The organism is Pseudoalteromonas sp. S3431, assembly GCF_000690035.1.
Classification (GTDB): domain Bacteria; phylum Pseudomonadota; class Gammaproteobacteria; order Enterobacterales; family Alteromonadaceae; genus Pseudoalteromonas; species Pseudoalteromonas fuliginea.
Genome location: NZ_JJNY01000138.1, coordinates 1 through 671, shown reverse-complemented (window position 1 = coordinate 671; position 671 = coordinate 1). Strand labels below are relative to the sequence as shown.

The 671-nt window shown below is 33.2% G+C and carries 1 protein-coding gene; it reads right to left on the bottom strand.

The window, feature by feature from the left end; all coding sequences use genetic code 11:
• Positions 1-24: 24 nt before the first annotated feature.
• Positions 25-639: a hypothetical protein gene (locus DO88_RS00145; RefSeq protein ID WP_050482480.1), complete on the bottom strand. Its 615-nt coding sequence runs from the start codon at positions 637-639 to the stop codon at positions 25-27.
• Between the last annotated feature and the right edge of the window lie 32 nt (positions 640-671).

Below are 671 nucleotides of genomic sequence, written 5' to 3'. Positions count from 1 at the left end.
ACCTCAGGGCGTGTTGTTATAAGCCTATTCACATAATGCATCGAATTTTCTTATAAATGCTTTCTGTAATTCAACATCTGCTACAAGCTGATCTGCATAGCTTTTCATATAATCTTTCAAAGCATATTGGAGATCATCTCGATATATTTTTTTAGACTCAAAACAAATTATCTCTTTACCAGAATCTGACTTCCCCCAAATTCTCCAACCATTTTTAGTCGTAGCCTCGTGCAATATCCCACACCGAATTGAGGAGTAAAATTCGTTAGCTTTCTTATTATCGAAAATAGCATTAAATGGGGCTCTATTTTCTAAAAAACTCAAAAAACATTTTTTACTGCCTGAATATTCATACTTTTTCAACTCAGTAGGTTTGTTAACTAAACGGTATATTTCACCTTTGAATGTGGATTCAAGAAATTCAATTAATGAGCATTGAATTGCTACAATTGAAAATCCTTCACCAAGGTAACTACCATTATTACTTATAGATTCAATCGGTGTTAGGTATCTGCTATTTATACGCCCCCAGAAAAAATCTGAATATACCTTTCTCCAAAATAATTCATCATGATTATTAAGAGCATCAGCCCGAATAGCTTGCCAATCTTCTACTTTTTTTGAATCGGTTAAATACATAGAACCTCATGGCTTATAGACATAATGACTCC

What these genes read in the sequence shown, in the direction of transcription:
- DO88_RS00145 (WP_050482480.1), bottom strand. Translation starts at nt 639, where the DNA reads ATGTATTTAACCGATTCAAAAAAAGTAGAAGATTGGCAAGCTATTCGG.